Raw genomic sequence first — 25,397 nt, forward strand, 5'->3', positions numbered from 1 at the left:
TGGAGACGGTATAATGGCTAGATATCTTGGACCAAAGTGCAAGCTGTCCCGCCGTGAAGGTACAGACCTATTCTTGAAGAGCGGCGTTCGTGCCCTGGACAGTAAGTGTAAAGCTGAAACTGTTCCTGGTGTACACGGTGCTCGTCGAGGTCGTCTGTCCGATTACGGTCTACAGCTTCGTGAGAAACAAAAAGTACGTCGTATCTACGGTGTACTGGAACGTCAGTTCCGTAACTACTACAAAGAAGCGGCTCGTCGCACTGGCTCAACAGGTGAGAACCTGCTTCAGTTGCTAGAGACGCGTCTTGACAACGTGGTATATCGTATGGGTTTTGGTGCGACTCGCGCTGAAGCTCGTCAGATCGTATCACACCGTCAAATCACTATTAACGGTCAGGTTGTTAACATTCCTTCCTACCAAGTGAAAGCGGGTGATGTGGTCGCAGTTCGTGAAAAAGCTAAGACTCAGTTGCGTGTTAAGAACGCATTGGAATTGGCTTCTCAGCGCGCTCCTATCGAGTGGGTTGCTGTTGACGCTGGCAAAATGGAAGGCGAGTTTAAAGCTGTTCCTGAGCGTAGCGAGCTATCCGCTGATATTAATGAGCAGCTGATCGTAGAGCTGTACTCTAAGTAATTCATGAACTCTTGATTGGTGGAACTATGCAGCGTTCTGTAAATGAGTTTCTGAGTCCTCGTCATATTGACGTTCAGGAGATCAGTAATACTCGTGCTAAAGTGACTTTGGAGCCACTCGAGCGTGGTTTCGGTCACACATTGGGTAATGCGCTTCGCCGTATTCTTCTCTCCTCTATGCCAGGTTGTGCTGTAACCGAGGTTGAGATTGAAGGCGTTTTGCATGAGTACAGCACTATTGAAGGCGTGCAGGAAGACGTAATCGAAATCCTGCTCAACCTTAAAGGCGTCGCTATCGCACTGCACAACGGTGACGAGGCAACTTTGACGCTGAGCAAAACAGGCTCCGGTGCTGTGACTGCTGGGGATATCCAGTTAAATCAGGATGTCGACGTTGCAAACCCAGATCACGTGATCTGTCACCTGAACTCTGGCGCTACTCTGAACATGCAGCTGAAAGTAACTCGCGGTCGCGGTTATGTTCCTGCTGATTCGCGCCTAAGTGACGAAGATGAAACTCGTGCTATTGGTCGTCTTCAGTTGGACGCGACTTATAGCCCGGTACGCCGTGTTTCTTATGTTGTCGAAAGTGCTCGTGTAGAGCAACGTACTGACCTTGATAAGCTAGTCATTGATATCGAGTCAAACGGTACGATCGATCCAGAAGAGTGTATCCGTCGTGCAGCGACAATCCTTCAACATCAACTGTCTGTATTTGTTGATCTTGAGGATGCTGCAGACCAGGCTAAAGACGAGCCAGCTGAGCCGGAGGTAGATCCGATTCTGTTGCGCCCAGTCGATGATTTGGAATTGACGGTTCGTTCCGCTAACTGTCTGAAAGCTGAGCAAATTTACTACATCGGTGATTTGATCCAGCGGACAGAAGTTGAGTTGCTTAAGACACCAAATCTGGGTAAGAAGTCGCTGACAGAGATCAAAGACGTACTAGCGTCCAAAGGCTTGTCTTTGGGTATGCGTTTAGAGAACTGGCCACCGGCTAGCCTGAAGAACGACGATAAAATCGCATCGTAAGATGCGGTTTTAATTGATCAAATTGGTAAGGAATTTACAATGCGTCATCGTAAATCTGGTCGCCAACTGAATCGTAACAGCTCTCACCGTAAAGCAATGTTCAAAAACATGGCTAACAGCCTGTTCGAACACGAGCTTATCCGAACTACTTTGCCGAAAGCAAAGGAGCTTCGTCGCGTTGCTGAGCCGCTGATTACTCTGGCGAAAGAAGACTCGGTTGCTAATCGCCGTTTGGCATTCAGCCGTACTCGTAGCAAAGAAGCTGTGGGTAAATTGTTCAACGAGCTGGGCCCTCGCTATGCGAACCGCCCAGGTGGTTACATCCGCATTTTGAAATGTGGTAACCGTCCTGGCGATAACGCGCCAATGGCTTACGTTGAGCTGGTTGACCGTCCGGTTGCAGCTGAAGAAGTAGCAGAAGATTAATTTTCTGTATATTAAAAAGCCCGGCTTAGCCGGGCTTTTTTGTGCCTGAAACACTCCAGAATCATATCAAGAGTTGTTGTTTCTGAGCATCGTTGCGAGGAAGCGGCCTGTATGTGATCGTTCGCAGTCTGCGACCTGTTCAGGTGTGCCTGCTACCAATATCTCACCTCCTTTGACCCCACCCTCAGGTCCTAGGTCTACGATCCAGTCCGCAGTTTTTATCACATCTAGATTGTGCTCGATGATGACGACAGTATTCCCATGATCACGTAAGCGGCTGAGTACGCCGAGAAGCTGTGCGATGTCGTGAAAGTGCAAACCTGTTGTAGGTTCATCAAGGATATAGAGGGTCTTGCCGGTATCGCGCTTGGAGAGCTCTTTAGCTAGTTTTACCCGCTGAGCTTCGCCACCAGAGAGGGTAGTGGCTGCTTGACCAAGCTTGATATAGGAAAGCCCCACATCGATGAGTGTCTGTAAGCGACGCGCGAGGGCAGGGATCGCATCGAAGAACTCTCGTGCTTCCTCTATTGTCATCCCGAGCATCTCGTCAATATTTTTGCCCTTATATTTGATCTCGAGGGTTTCTCGGTTATAGCGCTTACCTTTACACACATCGCAAGGCACGTAGATGTCGGCTAGGAAGTGCATCTCGACTTTAATGACACCATCACCTTGGCAGGCTTCGCAACGTCCGCCTTTGACATTAAAGCTGAAGCGTCCCGGCTTGTAGCCTCGCGAACGGGCTTCCTGTGTGCCAGCCAATAGCTCACGTATCGGTGTGAAGATTCCAGTGTAGGTAGCTGGGTTTGAACGTGGCGTTCGCCCGATCGGGCTCTGGTCGATATCAATCACCTTATCAAAGTGTTGCAGCCCTTCAACGGCTTCATAAGGCGCTGGAGTTAGCGTCGTTGCTTTATTCAGCGCAGTTGCTGCAATGGGGTAAAGCGTTGAGTTGATGAGAGTCGATTTTCCAGAGCCAGAAACGCCCGTAACACACGTCATCAGCCCGACTGGAAGTTCTAGCGTGACGTTCTGCAGGTTGTTGCCAGTTGCACCGCGTAAGACTAAGTTTTTGTTTTCTACCGGAGCGGTTCGCTGCTCTGGTATTTCGATGGCTCTTGCGCCGCTCAGGTATTGTCCAGTGAGGGAGCTTTTGTTGCTCATAACTTGGTCAGGTGTGCCGCTGGCGACAACTTCACCGCCGTGTACCCCCGCACCTGGGCCGATATCGATGACGTAATCGGCTAAACGAATAGCATCTTCATCATGCTCAACGACCAGCACGGTGTTGCCGAGGTCACGAAGGTGCTCCAGTGTGTTGAGTAGGCGTTCATTATCACGCTGATGCAAACCGATAGAAGGCTCATCAAGAATATACATGACCCCCACTAAACCTGCGCCAATTTGGCTGGCTAGGCGAATACGTTGAGCTTCGCCACCTGATAGGGTATCCGCTTTGCGATCAAGCGATAGGTAATCTAGCCCGACGTTAACCAAAAATGTTAAGCGCTCGCGAATCTCTTTAAGAATCTTCTCTGCGATCTCGCCCCGTTTGCCGGGCAGGGTCAGCTGGTCAAAGTACGCTAGTCCCTCCGCGATTGGCATTTTTACAAGGTCGGGTAGTGAATGCTCATCGATAAATACATGGCGGGCTTCACGACGTAGGCGGCTGCCGTGACAAGACGGGCATGGCTGCATATTGAGGTACTTGGCTAAGTCCTCGCGCACCATATCGGACTCAGTCTCTTTGTAGCGGCGTTGGAGGTTGTTTAGTACGCCTTCAAACGGGTGAGAGCGAGTTACACGATCGCCACGGTCATTGATGTAAACAAACGGCACCTCTTCACCACCACTACCCTCAAGAATCAGCGATTGCTGCTGTTCGGTCAGCTGATTAAACGGGGTATCAATATTAAAACCAAAGTGCTCTGCCACTGCCTTAAGTTGCTGGAAGTAGTAAAGCGCACGGCGATCCCAGCCTTTGATGGCACCTTCGGATAGCGTCAATGAAGGGTCGTGCACTACCTTTGCTGGGTCAAAGAACTGCTTGATACCGAGGCCATCGCAGCTAGCACATGCGCCATGTGGATTGTTGAATGAGAAGAGGCGAGGTTCCAGCTCTTGGATGCTATGCCCGCACTGGGGGCACGCAAACCGCGCCGAGAACACCATGTCCTCATTCTCGCCATCCATGTCAGCCACGCGGGCGATGCCGTCTGTAAGATTGAGCGCAGTTTCGAATGACTCGGCCAAACGCAGCTGTAGATCGCCACGGACTTTAAAACGGTCAACGACGACTTCAATTGTGTGTTTTTTCTTTTTGTCCAGCTCAGGGATGCTGTCCACATCGCAAACAATGCCATCGACACGCGCGCGCACGAAGCCCTGTTTACGCATCTCTTGGATAATATGCAGATGCTCGCCTTTGCGTCCTTCTACAACGGGTGCGAGCAGCATCAGTTTGCTGCCCTCTGGAAGCGCCAGTACTTGATCCACCATTTGGCTAACAGTTTGAGCCGCGAGCGGTAGGTTGTGGTCGGGACAGCGAGGTTCGCCCGCACGAGCAAACAGCAGGCGCAGATAGTCATAGACTTCGGTGATTGTGCCAACGGTGGAGCGGGGGTTGTGCGATGTTGATTTTTGCTCGATAGAGATGGCGGGTGATAGCCCTTCGATATGATCGATATCCGGCTTTTCCATCATCGATAAGAATTGGCGCGCGTAAGTAGAAAGCGATTCCACATACCGGCGCTGGCCTTCAGCATATAGCGTATCAAAAGCCAGTGATGACTTGCCCGACCCAGATAGGCCGGTAATCACAACCAGCTTGTCTCGTGGAATGTCTAGGTCGATATTCTTGAGGTTATGCGTGCGCGCACCCCGAACCAGAATGGTGTCCATGTTATCCCCGTTGCTGTTCCGCAAAAGTTCCGAATTATAAGGTACAGGCTGAGGATGGGCTATGTTATCCTTGATCAATTAAAGTGCGATCTCAGGTATATACCTGTTTTATAAAGTTAGAGCGAGGCAGAAAGTTCATGGCACGTGGCGTTAACAAAGTCATTCTAGTGGGTAATTTAGGTGGTGATCCTGAAGTTCGTTACATGCCAAATGGCAATGCTGTGACCAACGTCACTATTGCAACTACGGATTCATGGAAAGACAAGCAGACGGGCCAACAGCAAGAACGTACAGAGTGGCATCGTGTTGTCTTTTTTGGTCGTTTAGCAGAAGTGGCAGGCGAATACTTACGCAAAGGCTCGCAAGTTTATATTGAGGGCGCGCTACGAACGCGTAAGTGGCAGGATCAGAGCGGCAACGACCGCTATACCACTGAGATTGTGGTTGATATTAATGGTCAAATGCAGATGCTTGGCGGCCGCGGTGGCAATGATAATAGCGGCTACAGCCAAGATCCTGGCTATGGTATGCCACAACAGCGTCAGCAAGCGCCGCAACAGCAGCAATCGATGGTACCTCAGCAACAGCCGATGCAGCAACAGCAAGCGCCGCAGGCTCAGCCTCAATCTGCACCTAATTTCGATGATTTTGATGATGATATTCCGTTCTAATGAACGTTTGATTCTTCATCCAAAAAGGGCCCCTCTACGTAGGGGCTTTTTTGTCTTAAATGTAGGGCGCGATTTGTGCGCTCAGTGATTTATAACTGTAAGGAGGCTCCATGTCTGATGAAAGCAATCTCCAGACGCCGGATGGTAAAGCTAATCCGATAGATACCGATTACCAAGTAGGGCAAGATAATGTCGCGCTCCAAATTGGCCCGTTCGGGCTCGATATCCATAACCGCGTCTTTTTGATCGCCGGTCTCACCGTTGTAGCGTTTGTTTTCCTTACCTTGGCGTTTCAAAACCAGGTGGCGCCGTTGTTCAGCGGTATGCGCACGTGGCTTACTACGAACTTAGATTGGTTCTTTATGAGCGCAGGTAACATTTTTGTGCTCGTTTGCTTGGGCTTGATTGTATCGCCATTGGGGCGGGTCAGAATCGGCGGCACAGAAGCCACGCCTGATTACTCCTACCTCGGTTGGTTCTCCATGCTATTCGCGGCAGGAATGGGTATTGGTCTGATGTTCTTCGGTGTATCAGAGCCAATGTCCCATTATGCAAGCTCCTTCGGCGGCACCAGTGTCGCCGATGGCGTCCGTACTGACTGGGCACCACTGGGGGCTGCAGCGGGCGATGCAGCAGAAGCAACTCGGCTTGGTATGGCGGCTACGATCTACCATTGGGGGCTGCACCCTTGGGCCATCTATGCCATCTTAGCGCTCGGCTTAGCTGTCTTCTCGTTTAACAAGCAATTGCCGCTGACGATGCGTTCGATTTTCTACCCTTTGCTGGGCGAGCGTATCTGGGGGTGGCCCGGCCACATCATCGATATTCTAGCGATCTTTGCAACGCTATTTGGTTTAGCGACATCGCTCGGGTTTGGTGCATCTCAGGCGAGTGCCGGTTTGAACTATCTATTCGGTATTCCAATGGGCGCAACGACAGATATTATCCTCGTGATTTTAATCACTGCGGCAGCGCTGGTGTCTGTGGTCGCCGGGTTGGACGCTGGTGTTAAGCGCCTGTCAGAGATCAATATGACTTTGGCGATTCTGTTGTTGCTCTTTGTCATTGTGGTGGGTCCAACGTGGATGATTCTATCTGGCTTCTTCACTAATCTGGGAGCATATGTGGAGTACCTGCCGCAGCTTGCCGTGCCGTTTGGGCGTGAAGATGTGAACTTTGCGTCGGGCTGGACTGCATTCTACTGGGCATGGTGGATCTCTTGGTCGCCATTTGTGGGCATGTTTATCGCGCGTGTTTCTCGTGGCCGTACGGTTCGGGAGTTTCTGATTTCGGTGCTGATTGTGCCATCGTTGGCGTGCGTTCTATGGATGACAGCGTTCGGCGGTACCGCCATCGATCAGTTGGTGAGCCAAGGCTATGAAGCGGTTGTGGGCGCTGACCTGCCACTAAAACTGTTCTACATGCTGGATGCGTTGCCGCTTTCGGGCATCACATCACTGATCGCGATTATTCTAGTGGTGGTCTTTTTCGTGACCTCTTCGGACTCAGGCTCGTTGGTGATTGATGCAATCGCAGCAGGCGGCAAAATTGATGCGCCAAAAGCGCAGCGTGTCTTCTGGTGTAGCTTTGAAGGCATGGTGGCGATCGCCCTGATTTTAGGCGGTGGTTTGGCTTCTTTGCAGGCGATGGCCGTCTCCACAGGGTTACCGTTTACTATCATTCTATTGATTGCCACCGTTGCGGTACTGAAAGGTCTTGCATCGGAACCGCGCTCGGTTTAATACCGAGCGCCATAGCGCTGTTACGGGGGAGATATGCAAAGCGAACAGGTTGAGATCTACCAATTTCTGAGTACGATCGCTCCGTTTAGTTTGCTCTCAGCCGCCTCGCTCGAAGAGGTGGTTGGGTCTGTAGAGATCGGCTATTTCAAAGCCGGAACGCAGATTCTCTCTCTAGGTGATGCGATCAATGATCTTTGCTGTGTGCGCAGCGGGGCGGTCGAGGTTTTTCGGAAAAATGGCGAGCTATACAATCGGCTGAGCCAAGGCGGTGTGTTTGGCTATCAGGGGTTGTTGGTGAATCGCCATGTGCGCTACCCAGTCTGTGCCTTAGAGGACACATTGATCTACTACATCTCCGGCGCGGTGTTCCGCGAGATGCTTGATCGCGAGGAGGAGTTTGCTGACTTTTTCGCGGTTGAAGATAGCACCCGATTGCTGCAGGTTGTCTCGCGGCAGGAGAAAAGTAGCCCCCTGATGACCTCTAAGGTGAGTAGCTTGATTGGCCGTGAGCCGGTTACGTTGCTTAGCAGTGCGAGCGTGCAGCAAGCCGCACAGCTGATGTGTGAAGAGCAGGTATCGTCGTTGTTAGTGTTAGAACCGGTTACCGATGACGTAGATGATGACCAGCTAGTCCCTGACTTAGAGGCCGGTCCACATTATATCCGCGGTATTCTAACCGATCGTGATCTGCGTGAACGCATCATCGCACAGGGGCTAAGTTATGAAACGGCCATTGATGAGGTGATGTCGCAGAGCGTGGTCACCATCAATAGTGATGACTTCGTATTTGAGGCGATGATGACGATGCTGCGGTCTCACGTCTACCACCTACCCGTACTCAAAAAAGGCCGTCCACTGGGGGTGATTAATCTGGCGGATATTGTTCGCCACGAATCCCAAAGCAGTCTCTTTATCGTGAGTAATATTCTGCATCAAACCACGTTGGAGGGGTTGGTTGCGTTACGTGATGAAGTCAACAGCAGTTTTGTACGCTTAGTTAATGAAGATGCAAACTCGCAGATGATCGGTACTGCCATGGCGATTATCGGGCGGACTTTTAAGCAGCGGTTGATTGAGCTGGCGATCGAAGCGCTGGGCGAGCCACCGATCGAGTTCTGCTTTTTAGCACTCGGCTCCATGGCACGTGATGAGCAACTGATTGTGACCGATCAGGATAACGCGCTGATTCTTGATAATAGCTATGACCCCCAACAACATGGTTCGTACTTTGAGCAGCTAGCTGAGTACGTATGCCACGGGTTAGCGGCGTGCGGCTATGCGCTGTGTACCGGTGGCATTATGGCTACAAACCCTGTTTGGCGTATGACGCAAGCGGAGTGGGAAGTACGCTTTTGTGACTGGATCGATAATCCGACGCCGCGCTCATTGTTGGATAGCTCTATTTTCTTCGATCTTGATGGGGTTTATGGCCGAACCGAATGGGCTGATCAGCTGAATTCGCTGGTCGCTCGGCGCGCGAAGCGCAGCCAGCGCTTTCTGGCCAGTATGGCGCGTAATGCACTGTTACGCACGCCACCATTGGGATTCTTCCGCACGTTTGTGTTGGAGCAGGACGGCGAGCATAAAAACTCTATCAATCTAAAGCGTCGCGGAACCGCGCCGCTGGTGGATCTTATTCGTGTCCACGCTTTGGCTATTGGGTCTTCGTCGCGCAATTCGTTTGAGCGCTTGGACGATATTGTTGAGGCAAATATTCTGCCTCCCGGACGCGGTGAAGATATCAAGGGGGCGCTGGAGTTTATCGCCTTGGTACGCATTCGCCATCAAAAGCTGGATTTAGAGAAAGAGATTCCACCTGATAACAATATTGAGCCGGAGAACTTATCAAACTTCGAGCGGCGTAATCTCAAAGATGCCTTTCAAATTGTTAGCGATGCGCAAAAGTACCTGACGTTCCGTTACCAGCCAAACCGAGCCAATTAGCACGATGTTATATCGCAGCTTGAAAGATACTACGCCCGTTGCGCCGCGTTTAGATTGGCCGGCGATCTATCAGCGGCAAGCGGATGCAGCACGGGATCGTCGTCTAAAGCGCTTTTTTCAAGCGGGCTTACCGGCGCCAGATAGCACGCTGGCTGAGCTAGAGTTTGTTGCTTTGGATTTAGAAACAACAGGCTTATCGGTTGAAGTAGATGATATTGTCAGCGTGGGTATGGTGCCGTTTACGTTGCAGCGGATACGTTGCAACGCCTCGCGGAATTGGGTAGTGCGCCCGCGTACACCTTTGCAGGAGGAGGCGATTGTTATCCATGGCATTACACATTCAGAAGTGCGCCAAGCGCCGCGGCTTGGGTCGATTATCGGCGAAGTGCTGGATGCGCTAGAGGGCAAAGTTGCTATTGTCCATTGCAAGAGTGTGGAGCAGCAGTTTCTTGGTGCTGCGCTTGAGCGCTTAACTGGGCAGCGCTTACTGTTCCCGGTGATTGATACGATGGCTCAGGAACGGGTCATCTGTGCCAAGCGCCCCGTTAGCTGGTGGCAAGCGATATGGGGTCGCAAGCCACTGTCACTGCGTTTACCCGACTGTCGACAGCGTTATCATCTTCCTCATTACACGGCTCATCACGCGACCCTAGATGCGGTGGCTGCTGCTGAGCTCTTTATTGCGCAAGTGCAGCACTACATCGGTGATGAAGCGCTGCTACGTGACCTCTGGGAATAGCGCTAAAAGGGATTTTCTCGTGTAATCATACGCTTGTATTTGGCCGCGCTGCTGTGCATCATGGAGTGAAAGCAACAGGGTGTATGTTAGTGCATGATGAAAGAGTGGGTTGACGCAGAAACGATTACGATTGTAGTCACAGGTGGTGATAGCCAAGTCGCACAAGACTTAGTGGCTTTGGCTGCCAAAGATAAGCATTTTAAGCTGATTGCACTGGATCAAGCCAAGCTGGATATCACGCAACCTGAAACGGTACGTCGCGTGATAGATGAGCTGATGCCTGACTACCTCATCAATACCGCTGCTTTTAATCGTGTTGATGCCGCGGAGCAAAACCCTGAACTGTGCTATCGCGTTAACCGTGATGGGGTAAAGAACCTCGCGGATATCTGCGGTGAACTATCTATCCCGCTTATTCACCTCTCCACTGATCACGTTTTTGATGGCCACTATGCCAGCGGTTATGCCGAAGGTGATGATGTTTCCCCACTAGGCGTATTTGGTGACAGTAAATATCAGGGCGAGCAACTGATTCGCCAGTTTTGCTCGCGTCATATTATTTTGCGTGTGAGCTGGGTCTTTAGTGATCGAGGTGATAACCATCTATTACGAACATTGACCAAAGCACGGACAGCATCAGAGATTGAAGCGGCGGATGATCGGCAGGGTTGTCCTACCTCTTCAGCGGATGTGGCGCGAGTCATTTTAGCGATGATTCAGCAGCTTCAAAATGGTGCTGATTCCTGGGGAACCTATCATTACTGCGGCGCTGAAGTCACCACGCGATATCGCTTCACGGAGGCGATTTTAGCGGCTGCGCGCCAGTATGAAGCACTGCGCGCTGAAAAGATTGTACCGGTCTCGAAAACCGAGCTTAACTCCGAAGCGGAGCGGCCTGCGTCGTCGGTACTGAAGTGTAAAAAGATTTTGGCACATTTTGGCATCCGACAGCGCCCTTGGCGTAATGAGTTGCCCGCAGTGATGCGGGCAATTTATCAGCCAGATGAGGCAACCGCTTTGCAGGACAAAGCCAGTTAAGCCCAAGGTGTCGCTGAGTGTGTGATCGCAACCGCTAAAATATATCCAACCACGGCAAGTGCAGCGATAAAGGCGAGTGTGCGCACAGTTTTTGTCTTACCGCGGCGCAGTGCTATAACACCAAGACCGATATAGGCGAACAGCGCGATGAGTTTAGCGGTGACCCAATCTGCTTGAAATGGATATTGGCTCAAGGCAATGGTTAGACCAATAGCACTCACTAGCAGTATCGTATCGATCACATGGGGAAGGATGCGAAATACTTTTTTTGAGATCCATTGGGCGTTATGCAGCATGCCGATTCCGCGGCTCACAAAGAGCAACAGACTTAAGCCGACTGCGGTCAAGTGAAGATGCTTAAGCATCGGGTAGAGTTCAGCCATAACATAGACTCCTATTAAGGTTTTGCGTATTAAACGCGCAACCTATTAGGTGTGCAAGTCAGATAAGGAGAGAGTCATGGGTTACTCGGGCCAGCACGCGTTGATGCCGGTGGCAGAGGCGCTTACGCAAATTCTTGCCAGTGCACCGGCGGCACCAGAAACAGAAACGGTTTATCTCGAGCAGGCTGTTGCTCGTGTGCTGGCTGAGTCTCCGACCTCACCTGTGGCTGTCCCACCGGCTGATAACAGCAGTATGGATGGCTATGCTGTCCGTAGCCAAGACTGCCAAAACCCAGCGACGACATTGCCTATATCGCAACGTATACCGGCCGGTAGTGCGCCATTGCCGCTTGAGCCAGGCACGGCGGCTCGTATTTTTACGGGGGCTGAAATGCCAGCAGGAGCTGACGCTGTTGTGATCCAAGAGAATGCTACTGAGGCAGATGGGCACGTAGCGTTCAGTGGCCCGATCAATGCTGGCAGCAATGTGCGCCCCAAAGGGCAAGATATCGCACTGGGTGCAGAGGTCATATATAAAGGGCGCCGGTTACAGCCTGCCGATATTGGTTTGCTTGCCTCCACAGGGATCGATAGCGTGCGAGTTTATCGGCCAATTAAAGTTGCGATCATCTCAACAGGAGATGAGCTGGTGGAGCCGGGTTCATCGTTAGGTGCCGGTAAAATTTATAACTCCAACCGTTTTGTCTTAACGACATTGCTGGCTAAGCTGGGCTGCGAGGTCGTGAATATTGGCCGCGTTCAAGATGACCTAGCGGCGACGACGGATGCGCTGGAGCGCGCGGCAGAACAGGCTGACTGTATCCTCAGTACTGGGGGTGTTTCCGTGGGAGAGGAAGACTACGTCAAAGCTGCTGTTGAAGCGTTGGGCGCGTTGCAGCTGTGGCGTATGCGCATCAAACCTGGTAAGCCGCTGGCATTCGGTCATGTAAAGCAGATACCTTTCTTCGGCTTACCTGGGAACCCCGCCTCTAGTCTCATCACGTTTACGCTTTTCGTACGGCCCTTTTTGCTGAAAATGCAGGGTGCGCATATAGAGCCTCCGCTGCGTCTGTCCGTTGCGGCGGGTTTTGAACGCAGCAGTGCCGGCTCGCGTGAGGAGTATATGCGAGCACGTTATGAAAACGGTGTCGTTCATATCCACCAAAACCAAAGCTCCGGTATGCTGTCTTCAGCGTCTTGGGCGAATGGGCTTGTGGTGGTTTATCCCCATCAGACGGTGGCGCTGGGAGATCTGGTTGAATTTATTCCGTTTTCTGAGCTTCTCAATTAATCTGCGTAGAGCTATTGGGTAGATGCAGGTAAAATAGCGGTTTTTTCCAGCTTGGCCGACTTCATGACCGACACTGTAAATACTGATCCCTATAAAGAGATTCGCCCCTACAACGACTCTGAGGTAGAGCAGGTGTTAAATAACCTGCTTTATGATGATGAGCTTATCAGTGCGATAGCGCAATATCAGTTCCCGTCGCTGCCTAAATGGTTAGTGAAGTGGCTAAAGCCTGTTGTGCGTATCGCCCTAGCGCGTGAGTTTGGTGATATCCAGAGTATTCAACAGTTTCAGGCGACTGTTGCCAAGTATATGGCCAAGATGATCGCTCGCTCCACCACCAAGCTCAGTTGCACTGGGGTTGAAGAGCTGGATCCTGATGAGGCTTACCTGTTTATCTCCAATCATCGTGATATCGCGATGGATCCAGCATTCGTGAACTGGGTACTTTATCAGTGCAAGATGAACACGGTACGCATTGCGATTGGCGATAACCTGCTGAGTAAGCCCTACGTATCTGATCTGATGCGTTTAAATAAAAGTTTCATTGTGAATCGCTCGGCCAAAGGGCGCGAGATGATGACCGCGGTGACTCAGTTATCCTCTTACATTAACCACAGTATTGAACAGGGCGACTCGATCTGGATTGCTCAGCGTGAAGGCCGCGCGAAGGATGGTAATGATCGCACCGATCCGGCGTTGTTAAAGATGCTCTACATGAGCCAACGCAAAAAGGGCAGTTTTGCTGATGTGGTGAAGAAACTCAATATTGTGCCGGTTTCGATCGCATACGAGTACGACCCCTGTGATCGCGCTAAGGCGCGCGAGCTGGCCTCTCTTGAGGAGACGGGAGCTTACGAAAAAGCGCAGCATGAAGACATCAATAGTATCGTGAAAGGCATTACCGGCTTCAAGGGTGCAGTTCACGTGCACTTTGGTGAGGTGATTACTGAGTCGTTCGAAACGCCAGAGGCGTTGGCAGAGGCGATTGATCGGCAGATTCATGCTAACTACCACCTTCATGTTAGTAATCAGCTGGCGGCAGGTGTTGAGAACACGAGTACAGAGGAACAAACGGAGCAGTTTAAGAGCCGTTTAGAAGGTCTCTCGGAACGTGAAGCTGAGATCTTAAAGCAGATGTATGCTTATCCGGTCATCAATCAGCAAAAGGCGAACAGCTAAATGGCAAAGCTAACCCACATTGATGATAACGGCCAAGCTCAGATGGTAGATGTCTCTGAGAAAGCTGTGACGACGCGTGAAGCGCGTGCAAAAGCGACCGTGGTCATGAAGCCTGAGACGCTAAAGCTGATTCTAGAGGGCGGGCACAAGAAGGGTGATGTACTCTCGGTTGCGCGCATCGCGGGTATTCAAGCGGCAAAGCGGACGAGCGATTTGATCCCCCTATGTCACCCACTCATGCTCAGCAAAGTGAGCATCGAGTTTGAAGCTGACGAAAGAAATTCACAGGTGCATATTGTTAGCTTCTGCCGCCTTGCCGGTCAAACCGGTGTTGAGATGGAGGCGCTGACAGCAGCATCGGTGAGTGCGTTGACGCTCTATGATATGTGTAAAGCGGTTGATAAAGGTATGGTGATTAAAGCCGTACAGCTATTGGAAAAACGTGGCGGTAAAAGCGGTGACTGGCAGGCTGATGAGGTGTCAGCATGATTCAGCTAGTTTTTTTTGCGAGCGTGCGTGAGCAGCTAGGCCGCAGTGAATATCAGGTAGCGCATTGCGGTGGTATAACGGTTGATGAGTTGTTAACGCTAGTGGCTCAGGAGCTGGGTGAGAACGCCGCTAATTTGTTCGCTGATGCCAATCTGCTGGTGGCGATCAATCAGGAGATGGCAGCGCGCACCGATAAGGTTAATGACAGTGATGAAGTGGCGGTCTTTCCGCCAGTGACAGGTGGATAGAATGAACACATTACGCGCAGGGCTTTACTACATTGGCTTCTATGTGGCGACAATCATCTACAGCTCGCTCGCCATGCTAATTGCGCCGCTGTTTTCATTCCGGCAGCGCTTTTACCTTATTACGGGCATCAACTTCTTTTATATTCACTGGCTGCGCATATGCTGTGGTGTGAAAGTGAATGTCGAGGGGCGTGAAAACCTACCTAAAGAGGGTGCGTTTGTGGCAATCGCCAACCACCAAAGTGAGTGGGAGACGATCTACTTTCAAATTTTGATTCGCCCGCAGTGTATCGTATTAAAAAAAGAGCTATTGAAAATTCCTTTCTTCGGCTGGGCGTTGGGTCTATTGAACCCTATTGCGATTGACCGTAGCCAGCGCCGCGGCGCGTTAAAGCAACTGTTAGGGCAGGGCAAAGCCCGCTTGGAAGAGGGTATTCCGGTGTCGATCTTTCCACAAGGTACCCGCCTGCCAGTTGGAGAGCGTGGTAAGTTTAACAAAGGTGGTGCAATGCTGGCGGCCAGTGCGGGTGTTCCGGTGGTGCCGATCGTACATGATGCAGGAAAGTATTGGCCGGGTAAGAGCTTTGCGAAAACACCGGGTACGATCACTTTGCGTATCGGTAAGCCTGTGGCGTCACAAGACCGCACAGTCGATGAGATTCACCAAGAGTCTGTGGGCTGGTTATTGGCGCAGATGGATGAGCTGGAGGGTGTTAGCTCGGTCGATACTGCAGCATAAAATCTCTAGATATAAAAAAACCGCCTATTGGCGGTTTTTTTTGTTTTAGCTCATGGGCTGGCGTGCGTTTAGTCAGCCATACGCTGGAATACCAGCGTCGAGTTTGTACCGCCGAAGCCGAAGCTGTTGCTCATGACGCGGTTGAGCTCTACGCCATCCTTACGCTCTGTTACAACAGGCAGGTTCGCAGCTTCTGGGTCGATCTCATCGATGTTTGCTGATGCACAGATGAAGTTGTTCTCCATCATCAGCAAGCTGTAGATCGCTTCTTGAACGCCTGTTGCACCCAAAGAGTGGCCCGTTAGCGACTTGGTGGAGCTGACCGCTGGCATCTCTGCGCCAAACAGTTCGCGCATCGCTTTCAGCTCTTGGATATCACCTGCTGGCGTTGAAGTACCGTGAGAGTTGATGTAATCGATATCGCCGTCAACCGTGCTCATCGCTTGCTTCATGCAGCGTACCGCACCTTCGCCAGAGGGGGCCACCATGTCGTAGCCATCAGATGTTGCGCCATAGCCCACGAGCTCTGCGTAGATTTTCGCGCCGCGCGCTTTAGCATGTTCATAGTCTTCGATAACCAACATGCCTGCGCCACCTGCGATAACGAAACCATCGCGGTTACCATCGTACGCCCGTGATGCTTTTTCTGGCGTATCGTTATATTTGCTCGATAGAGCACCCATCGCGTCAAACATAACCGTCAAAGACCAGTGCAGCTCTTCACCACCGCCGGCAAAAATAATGTCTTGTTTGCCAAGCTGGATCTGCTCCATCGCGTTTCCAATGCAGTGCGCGCTGGTAGCACATGCAGACGTGATCGAGTAGTTAACGCCTTTGATCTTGAAAGGTGTTGCCAAACAAGCAGATACGGTACTGCCCATGGTGCGTGTAACACGATAAGGGCCAACGCGACGAACGCCTTTATCACGCAAGATATCAGCGCTTTCAACGATATCTGCAGACGAAGCACCACCAGAACCTGCGATTAGGCCTGTGCGCTCATTAGATACTTGCTCTTCTGTCAGTCCTGCATCTGCAATGGCTTGTTCCATTGCTAGGTAGGAATACGCAGCAGCGTTACCCATAAAGCGGCGCAGTTTTCGGTCGATTTTTGACTCAAGGTCAATATCGATGCTGCCTGCAACGTGGCTACGGAAACCAAGTTCTTTGTACTCTTCTTGGAATTTAATACCAGAACGCCCCTCTTTAAGAGACTCAAGTACTGTTTCTTTGTCGTTTCCTAGGCAGGATACGATGCCCATACCTGTGACTACAACGCGTCGCATAAATATTATCTCCTGTCGCTCGGATCTTATTATTCTGTATATCGTAAGAGGCCTTGCTCTGTGGTGTGCAAGGCTCGCTGATTAGAAGTTGTCAGTTGATGTGAACAGACCGACACGTAGATCCTTTGCTGTGTAAATCTCGCGTCCGTCAACAGAGACGGAGCCATCTGCAATGCCCATAACTAGCTTGCGTTCAATCACGCGCTTAAGCTCGATATGGTAGGTAACTTTCTTGGCTGTTGGCAGAATCTGACCGGTGAATTTAACTTCACCTGAGCCGAGTGCACGGCCACGGCCTTTGTTGCCGCGCCAGCCGAGGTAAAAGCCAACGATCTGCCACATGGCGTCGAGGCCCAAGCAGCCAGGCATAACTGGGTCTGTTGGGAAATGGCACTCGAAGAACCACAGGTCCGGATGAATATCCAGCTCCGCAATAATCTCACCTTTGCCAAACTGGCCGCCATCTTCGGTGATCTTGATAATGCGGTCCATCATTAACATGTTGCCAACTGGCAGGCGAGCATTGCCAGGGCCAAACATTTCGCCATACCCGCATTTCAACAGGTCTTCACGTTCGAAAGAGGATGCTTTAGTCATACGAAACTGTCTATCCAAAAAAATTTTAGTCAAAATATCCGGTGATTATACCGGTTTGCGGCGAACGAAGCACGATCTGAGTCAGGTTAATTGACCAAAGGTGCACGCGCACGAGAGAAGAGGAGAGGATATGGAGCACGACTTTTGGCATCAGCGCTGGGAACAAGGGCGCATTGGCTTTCATCAGGGAGACATTAACCCTTATCTTAAAGAGCATTGGTCTGAGCTGGCGCTTGATAAAGGCAGTAAGGTGTTGGTGCCGTTATGTGGTAAGTCGTTAGATATGCTGTGGCTGCAAGAGCAGGGCTATGCCGTGCTGGGGTGTGAGCTAAGTGAGGCGGCCTGTCGAGCGTTCTTTGCTGAAAATATGCGGGTGCCCGAGCTTACTCAGCAAGATATCGGGCCGGTGTTCTCCAGCGATAACATCACGCTGTTAGCTGCGGATATTTTTACCCTTGAGGCGGCACATCTGGCCGATGTCGCTGCAGTATACGACCGTGCGGCGTTGATTGCGTTGCCAAAAACCATGCGAAAAGATTATGCGCAGCTGCTGATAGATCGGTTGCCACTTGGTTGTCAGTTGTTGCTGGTGACATTGGAGTTTGACGCCGATGCGGGTCCACCGTTCTCTGTGCCGCAGCGTGAGGTTGAGGCGCTGTTTAGTGGCCGCTTCATGGTCGAGCGTTTGGCGGAGGTGGCGTTAGGTGGTGAACGTGGTGCCGGACGCGTTGAAGTGGTGTATCGGCTAACGGAAGCACGTAGCGCTATTTAAGCGCTACGTTTGACCGCGATGTGAGCCAGTTGCTCGAGCGTCGCTTTAAATGATGAGTCTGGTAGCGCGGATAGCGCAGCTATCGCTTGATCCGCTTGCGCTTGAGCGGCGTTTTGCGTGTATTCGATCGCGCCGGTGTCCGTAACGATCTGCATGATCGGGTCTAGGTCTTCGAGACCGCCCTTGCGAATGGCTTGGCGAATCAATTGGCGGCCTTCGTCATCCGCTTGTTTCATCGCTTGGATGAGGGGCAGTGTTGGTTTGCCCTCTGCAAGATCGTCGCCGACGTTCTTACCCATCTCTTCGGCGCTGGATAGGTAGTCCATCACATCATCGATTAACTGGAATGCGATGCCCAAATGGCGGCCATATAGCTGCAAGGCAGTGCGTTGCTCTGGTGTCGCACCGGCTAAGATAGCTCCCACCTCGGTGGCTGCTTCAAACAGCATGGCCGTTTTGCCGATAATCACCTGCATATAGGCTTCTTCGGTGGTGTCTGGGTTCTTGCAGTTAAGCAGCTGTAATACTTCACCTTCGGCAATGACATTGGTTGCGTTGGAGATCACCTGCATGATCGCCATGTCACCAATGTCCACCATCACCTGGAAAGAGCGAGAGTAGAGGAAGTCACCTACCAATACGCTTGGTGCGTTACCCCATTTTGCATTTGCGGTATCTTTGCCGCGGCGCATATCGGAGTTATCAACGACATCGTCATGCAAAAGTGTTGCCGTGTGGATAAACTCAATCACAGCGGCGAGGGAGATATGTTGCTCTCCTTTGTATCCGCAAGCGTTGGCAGCTAACAGCACCAACAGTGGTCGTAAGCGCTTACCGCCCCCTTCGACTATATAGTGTCCAATCTTCTCTACCAGCGGCACATTGGAGCCTAAGTGATTGATTATATAGTCATTGACAGCGTCAAATTGTGGTTCGATGAGCGGATTTAACTGGTGTGGTTGCATGGGACAACTTTAGCTGAATGGATGATGTATAGCGCGAATGCTAGGTGTTGCAGCATGGGGTGTCAAGAAACAGTGACAGCATCAATAAGTGTGCTTGTTTTGATCGATTGCTTTCTGTACAATGCTCGGCCCTAAGCGTGTCCAAAACCGCTCCCTATTATATGGGTTCCCCATTAGAAGTAGGCTTTATTTTTAGTAGCTGGGCACGCGTAAAACTGGAGAATAGCATGTTTGCAGTAATCGTAAGCGGTGGTAAACAGTACCGCGTACAAGAAGGTCAAACACTGAAGCTGGAAAAGCTGGGTGTTGAAGCGGGCTCTACTATTGAGTTCGATCGTGTCCTAATGGTTGGTAACGGCGACGACGTTAAAGTTGGTCTGCCTGTTGTTGATGGCGCGAAAGTAACAGCTGAGGTGGTTGATCACGGTCGTGCTGATAAAGTAACGATCATCAAGTTCCGTCGCCGCAAGCACAGCATGAAACGTCAGGGCCACCGTCAGTGGTTTACTGAAGTTAAGATCACTGGAATCAGCGCGTAAGCGTTTGATTGAATCAGGAGATAGGTAATGGCTCATAAAAAAGCTGGTGGTTCTACTCGTAACGGTCGCGACTCCCAATCGAAGCGCTTAGGTGTTAAGCGCTACGGTGGTCAAGTTGTGTCTGCAGGTAGCATTATCGTTCGTCAGCGCGGTACTAAGTTCCACGCAGGCAACAATGTAGGTTTGGGTAAAGACCACACGCTGTTTGCTAAGTCAGACGGTGTTGTGAAGTTTGAAGTAAAAGGCCCTAAAAACCGCAAATACGTCAGCATCGTATCTGCATAAGGCAGGTTTTCGTTGCTGAAAAAAGCTCCGCCTTGCGGGGCTTTTTTTGTTTCTGATATTTGCGTGCGCTAAGTTAAGATCTAGGGCTCTTGGGAGGTGAAAAATGAAATTTGTTGATGAAGCGACGATATCGGTTGAAGCGGGCAAAGGTGGTAATGGCTGCCTGAGCTTTCGTCGAGAGAAGTATGTTCCCAAGGGTGGTCCGGATGGCGGCGATGGTGGTGACGGCGGTTCCATCTACTTGGAAGCAGATTCAGGGTTAAACACCTTGATTGATTATCGCTACACGCGCCGTTATAAAGCGCAGAATGGTGAAGGCGGTATGGGGCGTAACTGTACCGGCTCAAAGGGTGAAGATCTTATTCTGAAGGTGCCGGTGGGCACCACGGTGATTGATATCGACACCAACGAAGTCCTAATGGACTTAACTGAAGTTGGTCAGCGCGAAAAAGTGGCGCAAGGCGGTTTTCACGGGTTGGGTAATACACGCTTTAAAAGCAGTGTGAACCGAGCGCCGCGCCAGACGACTAACGGCTCTGCAGGTGAGCTGCGTAACCTTAAGCTCGAGCTCAAAGTGCTTGCGGATGTCGGTTTGCTGGGGTTGCCAAATGCGGGTAAGTCGACGTTTGTGCGTGCGGTATCTGCGGCAACGCCCAAGGTGGCTAACTATCCATTTACAACACTGGTGCCTAGTTTGGGTGTTGTGCGTACCGAGCGTAACCGCAGTTTTGTGGTTGCTGATATCCCGGGCATCATCGAAGGTGCTGCAGAGGGTGCAGGGCTTGGTATTCGCTTTTTGAAGCATTTGGCTCGTAACCGTGTCTTGCTACATCTTGTGGATATGGCGCCGTGGGATGAGGTGACGCCAGCGCAGGCGGCGGCTGTGGCTGTTGAAGAGTTGGCGAAGTTTAGCCAAACGTTGGCTGATCAGCCGCGTTGGTTGGTGCTAAATAAAATCGATATGGTGCCTGCTGAGGAGCTCGAGGAGCGCTGTCAGGCTGTTGTAGATGCATTGCAGTGGCAAGGGCCGGTTTATCGTATTGCGGCGATTAGTGGTGAGGGTACTCAGTCTTTGGTTGGTGATCTGCAGAACTTCTTGGATGAGCGTGCTCAGGCGTTTGCGGATGATCCAGAGTTGCAAGAACAAGAGAACGAAGTGCGTGCCATGATTGATGCAGAGGCGCGTCTACATATCGAGCGCTTACGTGCAGAGATGCGTGCGCGTAAAGAGGCGGCTGAAGATGACGACGACTTCGATGACGATGATTACGATGTCGATGTTGAGTATGTGCGGTAGATAGAGGGAGTTGTTGTGGCTGCAGGTCGTGACAAGTTAAAGCGTGCCCGTCGTTGGGTGGTAAAGATTGGTAGTGCGCTGCTGACCAATGATGGTCAGGGTTTGGATGTGGCTGCGATCGAGCGTTGGGTCGATCAGTTGGCCGAGCTTAAGCGGGATGGTGTAGAGCTAGTGCTGGTGTCATCAGGTGCCGTTGCTGAAGGGATGACGCGTCTTGGATGGACGAATCGGCCTGAAGACTTGGGTCATCTTCAGGCTGCGGCTGCGGTTGGGCAGATGGGTTTGGTGCAAGCTTATGAAACCAATTTTAGTCGCCATGGTATGCAAACTGCGCAGGTGTTGTTGACGAATGATGACCACAAGGTGCGTAGTCGTTATCTGAATGCGCGTTCTGCGCTGCGTATCCTGTTGGATATGGGCGTTGTCCCTGTTGTGAACGAGAACGATACCGTGGCGACGGATGAGTTCCGCTTTGGCGACAATGATACGCTGGCTGCGTTGGTGGCTAACCTCGTAGAAGCGGATGGCGTAATCTTGTTAACGGATCAGCAGGGTTTGTTTACCGCTGATCCGCGGACTGACAAAAGTGCTACATTGATCTCCGAGGCGCGCGCTGAAGATGAGGCGATCGTGGCAGTTGCTGGCGGTGGTGGAAAGCTTGGGCGTGGTGGTATGGCGACGAAGGTGCGGGCTGCTAGGCTGGCTGCGCGCTCAGGTGCTGTCACCATTATCGCCAGTGGTCGAGAGGATGATGTGCTCTTGCGTGTGCGTCGTGGCGAGCAGGTGGGTACGCTCTTAACGCCAGAGCGCTCACCCATGGCTGCGCGGAAGCAGTGGATCGCTGGGCATTTGCAAGCGCGTGGCACGCTGGTGCTTGATGCAGGGGCTGTGAAGGCGCTGCAAGAGCGTGGTAAAAGTCTACTGCCCGCGGGTGTGATCGGTTTGAGTGGTGACTTTACGCGGGGTGAGATGGTGCTGATGGCAGATGAGTCGGGCAATGTGATTGCGCGCGGACTGGTGAATTATAGTGCTGAAGAGTCATCAAAGCTGATGGGGCATCCGAGTGCAGACATTGGTGCGTTGTTGGGCTACGTTAGCGAGGAAGAGTTGGTGCATCGTGATAATTTGGTGTTAGCGTAACGCCAAATTATGGGCATAAAAAAACCGGCATCAGCCGGTTTTTTTTATAAGCAATAGCTTATGCCATTGCTTTGATGCTTGCGTTCATGCGGCTCTTAGTGCGGGCAACTTTGTTCTTAGGGAAGATGCCTTTGTTCACTGAAGAGTCCATGATTGGCTGAGCAGCTTTGAAAGCTTCTGCAGCAGCAGCTTTGTCACCGCTTTCGATGGCAGCAGCAACTTTCTTCATGTATGTGCGAACCATGGAGCGGAGGCTAGCGTTATGCTGACGACGCTTTTCCGCCTGGCGAGCACGTTTACGGGATCCTGCGGAGTTAGCCACGATCCGGCTCCTTATATAGTCAAGTTAAAAAGTATCCAGTACATGTTGTACTAGATTTGGAGGGCGAAATTATTCATATTTTCTGTACAGGTGTCAATAAAAAAGCAAGAAATTTTCTAGGTAAAGGATTAACATGCGCGCAGCAATAACGAAGGGACGTTGAGAGTGGATAAAGATGTAGCAGCCCAGCAGAAGGTGCCAAGCCTGTTGCGCTCGAGTGGTGTTGTGGGTGTGATGACGATGCTGTCGCGTATTTTGGGGTTGGTGCGTGATGTCGTCATTGCCAACTTCTTTGGTGCGAGTGATAGCGCGGATGCGTTTTTCGTTGCCTTTAAGATCCCTAACTTCTTGCGTCGTCTTTTTGCAGAGGGCGCCTTTTCTCAGGCGTTTGTGCCAGTTCTATCCGAGTATCGTGAACGGCGTGCGTTTGCTGATGTGCAGCACCTTGTTGGCAGCGTGGCTGGAACGTTAGGTGTGGTGCTATTGGTGGTGACACTGCTGGCGATTTGGGGGGCTCCGGTGGTTACCACGCTCTTCGCGCCCGGTTTCTCAGATCAGCCTGCGAAGTTTGCGTTGGCTGCGCAGATGCTTCAGATCACCTTTCCCTATCTGATGTTGATCTCTCTAACGGCATTTGCTGGCGCCATTCTAAATAGCTATGGGCGTTTTGCAGTGCCTGCGGTTACCCCAGTGTTATTGAATATTAGCTTGATCGCATCGGCATATTTTTTAGCTCCGCTCTTTGATGAGCCAGTTGTGGGACTGGCTTGGGGTGTGCTGATGGCGGGTGCGTTGCAGTTGGCGTTTCAACTGCCCTTCTTGCGCCACTTAAAGCTGCTGCCTAAGCCCGTTTGGGGCTGGCGCGATGAAGGCGTGCAGCGCATATTGAAATTAATGTTACCTGCGATGTTTGGTGTTTCTGTGGCGCAGATTAACTTGTTGCTTGATACCGTACTGGCATCGTTTCTGCAAAGTGGCAGCGTCTCTTGGCTCTATTACTCGGATCGCTTGTCAGAGCTACCACTAGGTGTATTTGGTATCGCCATCTCTACCGTGATTTTGCCAAGCCTCTCACGCAAGCATGCAAATGCCTCAGCAGATGCATTCGCTCGTACCCTAGACTGGGCGTTTCGCATGGTGTTGCTGATCGGTTTGCCTTCTGCTCTGGCGCTTATTCTTCTAGCAGAGCCGCTACTGATTACGCTGTTTAAGTATGGGGCCTTAACTGAGCGCGATATCGCGATGGCCGCGATGAGCTTACGCGCGTATGGCTGTGGTTTGCTTGCGTTCATGCTGATCAAAGTGTTGGCGCCCGGATATTTTTCGCGCCAAGATACGAAAACGCCGGTCAAAATAGCCGTGCAGGCGATGGCTGCAAACATGGTATTTAACCTTGTTTTGATCTGGCCGCTGCAGCATGTTGGGTTGGCACTGGCAACCAGCTTATCTGCTTTTTTGAATGCTGGGTTGTTGTTGCGTGGGTTGTTAAAAGAGGGCGTCTTCGTTTGGCAGCCCGGGTGGGGTTTGCTGATTGGCCGCCTGATGCTTGCGCTAACTGTTCTGGCCGGCTTGATTCTCTGGTTAACACCGGCTGAGGGTGATTGGTTTGCGGGGGATGTCTGGTGGCGAGCTATGACAATGTTGCTGGTTGTAGTAGCTGGTGTGGTCGGATATTTTGGTACGCTGCTGTTAACGGGGATGCGAATCCGCGATTTTCGCGCTGAGTAGCCGTTTTGGGTACTCGTTGTATGTTATCTGAGCTATAATCGCGCGTTTATTTTCCAAGCTTTTGAGATCCATGGAACTGATTCGCGGACTGCATAACCTCAGAGAAAAGCATCGTGGCTGTGTTGCAACTATCGGTAACTTCGATGGTGTGCATCAGGGGCACTTGCGCGTTCTTGCGCAAGTTAAAGCTAAAGCTGCTGAGCTGGACTTGCCGACAACGGTCATCATATTTGAACCGCAGCCGCGTGAGTTCTTTGGGGGTGATAATGTACCGCCACGCCTGACCCGCTTTCGCGAAAAAGTGGAACTGCTGCAAGCTCAGGGTATTGATCGTGTGGTTTGCCTTGGCTTCAATAAAACGCTGCGGAGTATGTCTGCAGCAGCTTTCGTCGATCAATTGCTGCTTGAGGGCTTGGCCGTCAAGCATTTCGTGGTGGGTGATGACTTCCGTTTTGGCTGTGATCGCTCTGGTGACTACGACATGCTCAAAGAGGTGGGTAAGCAACGAGGGTTCTCGGTTGCGAACACTGAAACTTACCTGATTGATGATGAGCGAGTCAGCAGCACTCGTGTGCGTGATGTATTGCTAGACAATAACTTCGCACAAGCGCAACGATTGCTAGGGCGCCCTTATTGCATTAGCGGACGCGTGATGCATGGCCAAAAGCTAGGGCGGCAGTTGGGTGTCCCAACGGCGAACATCCGTATGCACAAATATGCTGCACCCTTGCATGGCGTATATGCCGTCACGGTTCACCATCAAGACCAACTGCTTGGCAACGGCGTTGCTAACATAGGCATGCGCCCGACGGTATCGGGTACGCAGCCGGTGCTGGAAGTGCACCTTTTAGACTATTGTGGCGACCTCTATGGCACGCTGCTCAGAGTAGAATTCAAAACATTTTTAAGAGCCGAGCAAAAGTTCGATGGGCTGGCTGCTCTTAAAGAACAAATTTCGAGTGACATTGAGGCTGCGAGAAGCTTTTTTGCACACTAACTAAACGTGGAATA

26 protein-coding genes are annotated in these 25,397 nt (G+C 51.4%); 20 read left to right on the forward strand and 6 right to left on the reverse strand.

Annotation, left to right across the window (positions count from 1 at the left end):
- Positions 1–13: 13 nt before the first annotated feature.
- The 3 genes from rpsD to rplQ are packed head-to-tail and all read left to right on the forward strand — an operon-like array spanning position 14 to position 2,091.
- Entirely contained in the window at positions 14–634 is a 621-nt protein-coding gene (rpsD, locus tag EOE65_RS14900) for a 30S ribosomal protein S4 (protein WP_127695131.1), read from the forward strand.
- Positions 635–660: 26 nt separating this feature from the next.
- Complete coding sequence (locus tag EOE65_RS14905; RefSeq protein ID WP_127695133.1) at positions 661–1,665, forward strand: DNA-directed RNA polymerase subunit alpha; 1,005 nt, start codon at positions 661–663, stop codon at positions 1,663–1,665.
- Between the two features lie 39 nt (positions 1,666–1,704).
- Positions 1,705–2,091, forward strand: coding sequence for a 50S ribosomal protein L17 (gene rplQ / locus EOE65_RS14910; RefSeq protein WP_127695135.1), 387 nt, complete (start codon positions 1,705–1,707; stop codon positions 2,089–2,091).
- A gap of 66 nt (positions 2,092–2,157) precedes the next feature.
- On the opposite strand, the gene uvrA is transcribed toward rplQ, so the two are convergent.
- Complete coding sequence (uvrA, locus tag EOE65_RS14915; RefSeq protein WP_127695137.1) at positions 2,158–4,992, reverse strand: excinuclease ABC subunit UvrA; 2,835 nt, start codon at positions 4,990–4,992, stop codon at positions 2,158–2,160.
- A 137-nt stretch (positions 4,993–5,129) separates the two neighbouring features.
- Here uvrA and EOE65_RS14920 point away from each other — a divergent pair, with 137 nt between their 5' ends.
- From EOE65_RS14920 to rfbD, 5 genes are all read left to right on the forward strand, one after another.
- Entirely contained in the window at positions 5,130–5,663 is a 534-nt protein-coding gene (locus tag EOE65_RS14920; RefSeq protein WP_127695139.1) for a single-stranded DNA-binding protein, read from the forward strand.
- Between the two features lie 110 nt (positions 5,664–5,773).
- Complete coding sequence (locus tag EOE65_RS14925; RefSeq protein WP_127695141.1) at positions 5,774–7,405, forward strand: BCCT family transporter; 1,632 nt, start codon at positions 5,774–5,776, stop codon at positions 7,403–7,405.
- Between the two features lie 33 nt (positions 7,406–7,438).
- Positions 7,439–9,349, forward strand: coding sequence for a putative nucleotidyltransferase substrate binding domain-containing protein (locus EOE65_RS14930; protein WP_127695143.1), 1,911 nt, complete (start codon positions 7,439–7,441; stop codon positions 9,347–9,349).
- A gap of 4 nt (positions 9,350–9,353) precedes the next feature.
- Positions 9,354–10,088: a 3'-5' exonuclease gene (locus tag EOE65_RS14935; protein WP_127695145.1), complete on the forward strand. Its 735-nt coding sequence runs from the start codon at positions 9,354–9,356 to the stop codon at positions 10,086–10,088.
- Between the two features lie 93 nt (positions 10,089–10,181).
- Positions 10,182–11,126, forward strand: coding sequence for a dTDP-4-dehydrorhamnose reductase (gene rfbD, locus EOE65_RS14940; RefSeq protein WP_127695147.1), 945 nt, complete (start codon positions 10,182–10,184; stop codon positions 11,124–11,126).
- Here the strand turns inward: rfbD and EOE65_RS14945 are convergent.
- Complete coding sequence (locus EOE65_RS14945; RefSeq protein WP_127695149.1) at positions 11,123–11,509, reverse strand: SirB2 family protein; 387 nt, start codon at positions 11,507–11,509, stop codon at positions 11,123–11,125. The two genes, rfbD and EOE65_RS14945, sit on opposite strands and share 4 nt — an antisense overlap.
- A 76-nt stretch (positions 11,510–11,585) precedes the next feature.
- On the opposite strand from EOE65_RS14945, the gene EOE65_RS14950 reads away from it, so the two are divergent.
- The 5 genes from EOE65_RS14950 to EOE65_RS14970 all read left to right on the forward strand — a co-directional run bounded on the left by EOE65_RS14950 (position 11,586) and on the right by EOE65_RS14970 (position 15,455).
- Entirely contained in the window at positions 11,586–12,800 is a 1,215-nt protein-coding gene (locus tag EOE65_RS14950) for a molybdopterin molybdotransferase MoeA (RefSeq protein WP_206052696.1), read from the forward strand.
- A 63-nt stretch (positions 12,801–12,863) separates the two neighbouring features.
- Positions 12,864–13,979 carry a 1-acyl-sn-glycerol-3-phosphate acyltransferase gene (locus EOE65_RS14955; RefSeq protein WP_127695151.1) on the forward strand — a complete coding sequence of 372 codons (1,116 nt, stop codon included), beginning with the start codon at positions 12,864–12,866 and terminating at the stop codon, positions 13,977–13,979.
- Positions 13,980–14,468, forward strand: coding sequence for a cyclic pyranopterin monophosphate synthase MoaC (gene moaC, locus EOE65_RS14960; protein ID WP_127695153.1), 489 nt, complete (start codon positions 13,980–13,982; stop codon positions 14,466–14,468).
- Entirely contained in the window at positions 14,465–14,716 is a 252-nt protein-coding gene (locus tag EOE65_RS14965; protein ID WP_127695155.1) for a MoaD/ThiS family protein, read from the forward strand. The genes moaC and EOE65_RS14965 overlap by 4 nt, the downstream gene beginning before the upstream one ends.
- 1 nt (position 14,717) lies before the next feature.
- Positions 14,718–15,455 carry a lysophospholipid acyltransferase family protein gene (locus EOE65_RS14970; protein ID WP_127695157.1) on the forward strand — a complete coding sequence of 246 codons (738 nt, stop codon included), beginning with the start codon at positions 14,718–14,720 and terminating at the stop codon, positions 15,453–15,455.
- Between the two features lie 68 nt (positions 15,456–15,523).
- Here EOE65_RS14970 and fabB read toward each other — a convergent pair whose 3' ends face one another.
- Positions 15,524–16,741: a beta-ketoacyl-ACP synthase I gene (gene fabB, locus EOE65_RS14975; RefSeq protein WP_127695159.1), complete on the reverse strand. Its 1,218-nt coding sequence runs from the start codon at positions 16,739–16,741 to the stop codon at positions 15,524–15,526.
- Between the two features lie 81 nt (positions 16,742–16,822).
- Positions 16,823–17,338, reverse strand: a complete 516-nt coding sequence (fabA, locus tag EOE65_RS14980; protein ID WP_127695161.1) for a bifunctional 3-hydroxydecanoyl-ACP dehydratase/trans-2-decenoyl-ACP isomerase — start codon at positions 17,336–17,338, stop codon at positions 16,823–16,825.
- Positions 17,339–17,468: 130 nt separating this feature from the next.
- On the opposite strand from fabA, the gene EOE65_RS14985 reads away from it, so the two are divergent.
- Positions 17,469–18,110 carry a thiopurine S-methyltransferase gene (locus tag EOE65_RS14985; RefSeq protein WP_127695163.1) on the forward strand — a complete coding sequence of 214 codons (642 nt, stop codon included), beginning with the start codon at positions 17,469–17,471 and terminating at the stop codon, positions 18,108–18,110.
- On the opposite strand, the gene ispB is transcribed toward EOE65_RS14985, so the two are convergent.
- Positions 18,107–19,075: an octaprenyl diphosphate synthase gene (ispB, locus tag EOE65_RS14990; RefSeq protein ID WP_127695165.1), complete on the reverse strand. Its 969-nt coding sequence runs from the start codon at positions 19,073–19,075 to the stop codon at positions 18,107–18,109. The two genes, EOE65_RS14985 and ispB, sit on opposite strands and share 4 nt — an antisense overlap.
- A gap of 227 nt (positions 19,076–19,302) precedes the next feature.
- Here ispB and rplU point away from each other — a divergent pair, with 227 nt between their 5' ends.
- The 4 genes from rplU to proB all read left to right on the forward strand — a co-directional run bounded on the left by rplU (position 19,303) and on the right by proB (position 22,336).
- Positions 19,303–19,614 (forward strand): 50S ribosomal protein L21, encoded by a 312-nt coding sequence (rplU, locus tag EOE65_RS14995; protein WP_127695167.1) that lies wholly within the window; start codon positions 19,303–19,305, stop codon positions 19,612–19,614.
- Positions 19,615–19,641: 27 nt separating this feature from the next.
- Positions 19,642–19,899 carry a 50S ribosomal protein L27 gene (gene rpmA, locus EOE65_RS15000; RefSeq protein ID WP_127695169.1) on the forward strand — a complete coding sequence of 86 codons (258 nt, stop codon included), beginning with the start codon at positions 19,642–19,644 and terminating at the stop codon, positions 19,897–19,899.
- A gap of 103 nt (positions 19,900–20,002) precedes the next feature.
- Positions 20,003–21,196 carry an Obg family GTPase CgtA gene (cgtA, locus tag EOE65_RS15005; protein WP_127695171.1) on the forward strand — a complete coding sequence of 398 codons (1,194 nt, stop codon included), beginning with the start codon at positions 20,003–20,005 and terminating at the stop codon, positions 21,194–21,196.
- A gap of 15 nt (positions 21,197–21,211) precedes the next feature.
- Entirely contained in the window at positions 21,212–22,336 is a 1,125-nt protein-coding gene (gene proB / locus EOE65_RS15010; protein ID WP_127695173.1) for a glutamate 5-kinase, read from the forward strand.
- 58 nt (positions 22,337–22,394) lie between these two features.
- Here proB and rpsT read toward each other — a convergent pair whose 3' ends face one another.
- Positions 22,395–22,658 (reverse strand): 30S ribosomal protein S20, encoded by a 264-nt coding sequence (rpsT, locus tag EOE65_RS15015; protein ID WP_127695175.1) that lies wholly within the window; start codon positions 22,656–22,658, stop codon positions 22,395–22,397.
- Positions 22,659–22,892: 234 nt separating this feature from the next.
- On the opposite strand from rpsT, the gene murJ reads away from it, so the two are divergent.
- Together murJ and ribF are read left to right on the forward strand one after the other, a co-directional pair.
- Positions 22,893–24,386, forward strand: coding sequence for a murein biosynthesis integral membrane protein MurJ (gene murJ, locus EOE65_RS15020; protein WP_206052698.1), 1,494 nt, complete (start codon positions 22,893–22,895; stop codon positions 24,384–24,386).
- A gap of 70 nt (positions 24,387–24,456) precedes the next feature.
- A complete protein-coding gene (ribF, locus tag EOE65_RS15025; protein ID WP_127695177.1) occupies positions 24,457–25,383 on the forward strand; it encodes a bifunctional riboflavin kinase/FAD synthetase in 927 nt (308 codons plus the stop codon).
- Positions 25,384–25,397 lie beyond the last annotated feature (14 nt).

Origin of the sequence: Neptunomonas marina (assembly GCF_004005935.1) — a bacterium.
Classification (GTDB): domain Bacteria; phylum Pseudomonadota; class Gammaproteobacteria; order Pseudomonadales; family Balneatricaceae; genus Neptunomonas; species Neptunomonas marina.